The following is a 5,741-nucleotide window of genomic DNA, read 5'->3' on the forward strand; positions in this document are numbered from 1 at the left end:
GCCACCGGCCGGCGGATCCGCACGGGCCTGCTCGGCCTCGCCGGGTGGGCGGCGCCCGCGGCGGCGCTGGCGCTGGGAGTCTGGGCCCTGCGGCAGGGGGACGACGCCGACATCGGGTCGCTCGGCCTGGTCACCGCGCTCCGCCCCGAACTGTACGCGGCACTGGCCCTGCTGACCGCGAGCTTCCTCCGTGGTCTCCTCACCACCCGCCCGGCCCCGGACGCCCTGCTCGCCGCGCACGTGGTGGTGCTGGTCGTCCTGCTCTTCGGCGCGGGGCCGATCATCGAGCCGCTGCCGCGCCTGATCTCCGGCTGGCTGCACGTCGGCTTCGCCGACTACATCGCCCGTACCGGCGAGACGTTGCCGGAGTTGGACGCCCGCTTCAGCTGGCCCGGATTCTTCGCGCTGACGGCCATGGCGACGCGGCTGGCGGGCATGCGAGACGCGATGCCGCTGCTCGCCTGGGCGCCCGTCGGGTTCAACCTGCTCTACTGCGCCGCGGTGTTCCGGCTGGCCCGGGCGACGTCGACCGACGCACGGACGGCGTGGCTCGCGGTCTGGCTGTTCCTCCCGGCCAACTGGGTCGGGCAGGACTACTTCGGTCCGCAGGCGATGAACTACCTCTTCTACCTGGTGCTGCTGCTGGTGCTGCTGCGCTGGTTCCAGCCGCTGCGGTACGGCAGCCACCACGTCGAGCGACCCTGGTGGAGCCCGCTCAGCCTGCTGCTACGCGTGCTCCGGCTCCCGCCGAGGCCGCTGCTGCCCGGACCGGCGGCGGATGCGGCCGACCCGGCGTCCCTGGTCGGTCTGCTGGTGGTCGTCCTCGCCGTCTTCGCCGGCAGCACCGTGAGCCACCAGCTCACCCCGATAGCGATCGTGGTCGCCGTCGGTGCGCTGGTGCTGGTCCGCCGCTGCACGCTCCGTACGCTGCCGATTCTGCTCGCCGTCATGCTGACCGCCTACATCAGCTACGGTGCCGTCGCCTACTGGGCCGGGCACCTGAACGTCATGTTCGGCTCCTTTGGAAACGTCAGCGGCACCATCAACGACGGGGCGGTCCAGCGGGTACGGGGCGACCAGGCGCACCAGATGGTGGTGTTGCTGCGGGTCGGCCTCGCGCTGACGGTCTGGAGCCTCGCCGCCGTGGGCGCGTGGCGCTGGCTGCGCCGGGGACGGGGCGACCTCGGCCTCCTGGCGCTCGCCGGGGCACCGTTCCTCCTGCTGGGCATGCAGAGCTACGGCGGGGAGATCTTCCTCCGGGTGTACGCCTTCGCCCTGCCGTTCATGGCGATCCTCCTGGCGGGGCTGGTGGTCCCGACCTGGCCGGCGCGACGGCGCGTCACCGCGGCCGTCCTGACGAGCGTGCTGAGCACCGTCCTCATCGGTGCGTTCTTCGTCGCCCGATACGGCAACGACGCCTTCGAGCAGGTCCGCCCGGGCGACCACCGGGCGGTGGAGTGGCTCTATGCGCACGCCACGGCGGACTCCACGTTCGTCTCGGTGACCTCCAACGTTCCGTGGCGGGCGAAGGGCGTCGAACGGTACCGGTACCGCCCCCTCGGCGAGGACCTCGGGCCGACGACCGTACCCGCGATCGAACTGGAGATGGCACAGAACCCGAAGGGCGCCTACCTGATCTTCACGAAGGGACAGTTCGTCTTCGCGGAGTCGTTCCTGGGCAAGCCGCACGGCTGGGGTGAGGAACTGGAACGCCAGGTCGTCGACTCCGGGCGATTCACGCGCGTCTACGCCAATCCGGAGGCGAGGATCTATGTCCTCGCCAGCAGTGGAAGGAGCGGTCCGTGACGGAACTCGCCGAATCCCCGCTCGACGTCCGTCCGTCCCGTCCCCACCTCGAGGGCGGCTCCGGGTCCGAGGACGACTTCCCGTCCGACACCCCGTGGCCGGCGCTGGCGACGCTCATCGCCGGCGCCGGCGTCGTCAACCTCGTCCTCTGGGAGGTGCCGGGGGTCCTCAGGGCGGTCGCCGTCCTCGGCTACCTCGCCGTCGCGCCGGGACTGGCCTGCGTACGGCTGATCCGGATACCGGACGGCCTGAGCAGGTTCGTCGTCGGCGTCGCGCTCAGCCTCGCCCTCGGCGTCCTCGTCGCGCAGGGAATGATCCATCTGCACCGATGGTCACCGCTGCTCGGACTCGCCGTCCTCACCGGGATCGCGTCCCTGGCTGCGCTGATCGAGCTGGGCCGCAACGCGCTGCGCCGGCTGCGGTGGCGACGAATGGAGGCGGCATGATCGACACGGCGCTCAGCGTGGCGCGGGCCGGGCCGGTCCAGGCGACCGTACTCACCCTGCTGATGGTGGCGCTGATCGCCCGCATCGTGGTGCAGCTCGTCGCGGCGTCGGCGCGCCGGACGACCCTCCGGATCCTCGACGTGCTCGCCGCACCGCTGCTCGCGGCGTTCCTGCTCATCGTCGTTCAGCGGTTCTGGGAGCTGAGTTGACGGGTCGGCTCGCGCCGCGGCCGGGTCGCCCGATGAGGTGGGAGACGGGGGCGCGCCCGCCCTCCGGATCGGGGACGGGCGCGCGGACCGGACCGGTCAGCAGCAGCCGGTGGCGGCACCGGTGGTGACGGGCTCCTGGTCAGCCGCCGGGGTGCAGCAGGCACTCTCGGTGGCCTTCTCAAGCTGGGCGGAGTCGGCCTTGACGGTGTAGACCTCCCAGGGCTCGTCGCCGGGGCCGCGTACCCAGACCTTGTCCTGGAGGGCGTAGCAGCACTCGGTGTCGTTCTCCTCCAGCGTGATCAGACCCGAGTCGGTGAGGCGCTTGGTGGCGGCGGTCACCTCGTCCGTGCTGAACACCTCAACGCCCAGGTGGTCCAGGACGGTCGGCTGCTCGGGCTCGCCCTCCAGGAGGACGAGCTTCAGGGGCGGGTTCTCGACGGCGAAGTTGGCGTAGCCGGGGCGGCGCTTGGCCGGCTCGACGCCGAACAGCTTGCGGTAGAAGGCCACTGAGCCTTCGAGGTCGGACACGCGCAGGGCGAGCTGGACGCGGGACATGGTTTCTCCTCCTGACGGTTCAGCGGACGTGGGCGGTGAGGACGAGGGTGCGGGCGCGCTCGTGGTGGGCATCCGCGCGACAGGCGGCGGTGCAGACCTGGCCGCAGGAGTCGCAGAACGTGACGTTCGATGCGTCCGAGGGACGGCGGTGACGGAACAGCTTGATCATTGCCTCGTCCTTGTCTAGATGGTTTTCGAAGCAGCGACCCCCACTGTTGCACCCTGTTTTGAAGTCTGTCAACCTAGAGCCATGTCGAAACAAGACCTGCCGGTGGTGGACCTCAACGCGGTCGCCTGCTGCGCCCCGATCGCCGTCCGGCCGATGGACGCGGATCAGGCGGCCGTGGTCGCGCCGATGTTCAAGGCGCTGGGCGACCCCATCCGGCTGCGCTTGATGTCGATGATCGCCTCGGTGCCGGAGATCTGCGTCTGTGACCTGACCCCGGCGTTCGACCTGTCCGGGCCGACCATCTCCCACCACCTCAAGGTGCTGCGGGAGGCCGGCCTGGTCGACTCCGAGCGGCGCGGCACCTGGGTCTGGTACCGGGTGCGACCCGAGGCGTTCCGGCAGCTCGGCGCCCTGCTGGACATCTCCGCCCCGCACGGCCCCGGCGGCACCGCGTGAGCCTCACCCTGACCCGGCGGGCCTCGGCGGAGTTCGCCGGCACCGCGCTGCTCGTCGCCGCCGTCGTCGGCTCCGGGATCGCCGCCGCCCGGCTCTCCCCCACCGACGTCGGGCTCCAACTCCTGGAGAACGCGATCGCCACCGCCCTCGCCCTGGGCGCGCTGATCCTGACCTTCGGCCCGGTGTCGGGGGCGCACTTCAACCCGGTCGTCTCCGCCGTCGACTGGTGGCTCGGCCGCCGCGCCGGCACCGGCCTGACCGCCCGGGGCCTGGCCGCGTACACCGTGGCCCAGGTCGGCGGTGCGATCGCCGGCGCGGTCCTGGCCGACCTCATGTTCGGGCTGCCGGCCGTGTCCTGGTCCGGCACCGACCGCACCGGCGGGCACCTCTGGCTGGCGGAGGTGGTCGCGACCGCCGGCCTGGTCGTTCTGGTCTTCGCACTCGCCCGCAGCGGTCGCGGCGCCGCCGCGCCGGCCGCTGTCGGCGCCTACATCGGGGCGGCCTACTGGTTCACCTCGTCCACCTCGTTCGCGAACCCCGCCGTCACCATCGGCCGGGCCTTCACCGACACCTTCGCCGGCATCTCCCCCACCTCCGTGCCGGGCTTCGTCGCCGCCCAACTCGTCGGCGGCCTGGTCGGCGTCGCCGCGCTGGCCGCCTGGTATCCCCACGCGGCCGACGCGGCCGACGCCGTCGTCGTACCCCAACTGGCCGAGGAGAACCGATGACCGTCACCATCCGGCCCATGGGCGACGACGACGCCGACGCCGTCCTGGAGGTCTACCGGCTCGGCATCGCCACCGGCAACGCCACCTTCGAGACCGAGCCGCCGAGCTGGGAGAAGTTCGCCGCCAGCCGGCTGCCCGGCCACCGCTGGGTGGCCGTCGACCCCACCGGCCTGATGCTGGGTTGGGTGGCGTGCTCGGCGGTGTCGGACCGCTGTGTCTACGCCGGGGTCGTGGAGCACTCGGTCTACGTCCACCCGGACGCCCGCGGTCGCGGCGTCGGCCGCCGCCTGCTCGACGCCCTGATCGCCTCCACCGAGCAGGCCGGCATCTGGACGATCCAGTCCGGCGTGTTCCCCGAGAACACCGCCAGCCTGGCGCTGCACGCCGCCTGCGGCTTCCGGGTCGTCGGCACCCGGGAACGGGTCGGCCGCCACCACGGCACCTGGCGCGACGTCACCCTCATCGAGCGTCGCAGCCCCCTCATCGACTGACCGGGAGACCACCCATGCCGGACAAGCCCACCGTCCTGTTCGTCTGCGTGCACAACGCCGGCCGCTCGCAGATGGCCGCCGGCTGGCTGCGCCACCTCGCCGGCGACGCCGTCGAGGTCCGCTCCGCCGGCAGCGCGCCCGCCGACCGGATCAACCCGGTCGCCGTGGCGGCCATGCGCGAGGTCGGCATCGACATCACCGACCAGACGCCGGTCCGCCTCACCTGGGACACCGCCGAAGCCAGCGACGTCATCGTCACCATGGGCTGCGGCGATGCCTGCCCGGTGTTCCCCGGGAAGCGCTACGAGGACTGGCAGCTGACCGACCCGGCCGGCCAGCCCATCGAGGTGGTGCGCCAGGTCCGCAACGCGATCAGGGACCGGGTCAGGGGGCTGCTGGCCGACCTGCGCTAGCTCACGACGCGCCAGCCGATCCGGACAACGCCGGCGGCCGTCACCAGCCGACCGAGCTGAGGCTGATCGGGGTGAGCCGGCGCACCTGCGGCTCGATCCACTGGGCCGCCGTGACCAGCTTGACCAGCCGGTCGATGGTCTCCGGCGGGCCGGCGACGAAGCTGCGCCGGTCGGCCGGGCAGCCGTACCGGTCGTCGAAACAGCCGCCGTCGAGGGCCCGGACGACCATGCCGGCCTCGGCGGCGAGCAGCAGCCCGGCCGGCAGGTCGACGGCCTCGGGGCGGTAGCCGACGATGCCGTCGATGTCGCCACGGGCCAGCATCACCCAGGACAGCAGCGGTGCCCACAGTTGCAGCACCCGGCGGGCGGTGGAGTCGAGCACCACCTTCAGCGCGCGGGCGGTGCTGTCGTCGCGGCGTACCTCGTGGCCCTGGGTCCAGGCGAGCACCGGCGCGGCCGGCACCGGCC

Annotated in this window: 8 protein-coding genes and 2 pseudogenes; 7 read left to right on the forward strand and 3 right to left on the reverse strand. The window is 72.4% G+C overall.

All coding sequences use genetic code 11. The annotated features are described in order from the left end of the window. From ACWEVO_RS28215 to ACWEVO_RS28225, 3 genes are all read left to right on the forward strand, one after another. Positions 1-1,806, forward strand: a 1,806-nt coding sequence (locus ACWEVO_RS28215) for a hypothetical protein (RefSeq protein ID WP_452310522.1), incomplete at its 5' end; no start/stop codon positions are given. Further along, complete coding sequence (locus ACWEVO_RS28220) at positions 1,803-2,252, forward strand: hypothetical protein (protein WP_452310523.1); 450 nt, start codon at positions 1,803-1,805, stop codon at positions 2,250-2,252. The genes ACWEVO_RS28215 and ACWEVO_RS28220, both read left to right, overlap by 4 nt. Next, positions 2,249-2,461, forward strand: a complete 213-nt coding sequence (locus ACWEVO_RS28225; RefSeq protein ID WP_452310524.1) for a hypothetical protein — start codon at positions 2,249-2,251, stop codon at positions 2,459-2,461. The genes ACWEVO_RS28220 and ACWEVO_RS28225 overlap by 4 nt, the downstream gene beginning before the upstream one ends. A gap of 96 nt (positions 2,462-2,557) precedes the next feature. Here ACWEVO_RS28225 and ACWEVO_RS28230 read toward each other — a convergent pair whose 3' ends face one another. Continuing rightward, the gene (locus ACWEVO_RS28230; protein ID WP_452310525.1) at positions 2,558-3,016 is read right to left on the reverse strand and encodes an ArsI/CadI family heavy metal resistance metalloenzyme; all 459 of its coding nucleotides are present in this window, start codon (positions 3,014-3,016) and stop codon (positions 2,558-2,560) included. A gap of 19 nt (positions 3,017-3,035) precedes the next feature. Further along, positions 3,036-3,185 carry a hypothetical protein gene (locus ACWEVO_RS28235; protein WP_452310526.1) on the reverse strand — a complete coding sequence of 50 codons (150 nt, stop codon included), beginning with the start codon at positions 3,183-3,185 and terminating at the stop codon, positions 3,036-3,038. An 81-nt stretch (positions 3,186-3,266) separates the two neighbouring features. Between ACWEVO_RS28235 and ACWEVO_RS28240 the strand changes: the two genes are divergently transcribed. The 4 genes and pseudogenes from ACWEVO_RS28240 (at position 3,267) to ACWEVO_RS28255 (ending at position 5,273) form a co-directional block, all read left to right on the forward strand. Continuing rightward, complete coding sequence (locus tag ACWEVO_RS28240) at positions 3,267-3,641, forward strand: ArsR/SmtB family transcription factor (protein WP_452310527.1); 375 nt, start codon at positions 3,267-3,269, stop codon at positions 3,639-3,641. Further along, positions 3,638-4,345, forward strand: a pseudogene (locus ACWEVO_RS28245) (aquaporin); the annotation flags it as partial. The gene ACWEVO_RS28240 and the pseudogene ACWEVO_RS28245, both read left to right, overlap by 4 nt. A gap of 20 nt (positions 4,346-4,365) precedes the next feature. After that, positions 4,366-4,860 carry an N-acetyltransferase family protein gene (locus ACWEVO_RS28250; protein ID WP_452310528.1) on the forward strand — a complete coding sequence of 165 codons (495 nt, stop codon included), beginning with the start codon at positions 4,366-4,368 and terminating at the stop codon, positions 4,858-4,860. Positions 4,861-4,874: 14 nt separating this feature from the next. Continuing rightward, complete coding sequence (locus tag ACWEVO_RS28255; protein ID WP_452310529.1) at positions 4,875-5,273, forward strand: arsenate reductase ArsC; 399 nt, start codon at positions 4,875-4,877, stop codon at positions 5,271-5,273. A 40-nt stretch (positions 5,274-5,313) separates the two neighbouring features. On the opposite strand, the pseudogene ACWEVO_RS28260 reads toward ACWEVO_RS28255, so the two are convergent. Then, a pseudogene (locus ACWEVO_RS28260) lies at positions 5,314-5,741 on the reverse strand (inositol monophosphatase family protein); the annotation flags it as partial.

It is taken from the genome of Micromonospora sp. NPDC003776 (assembly GCF_053605645.1).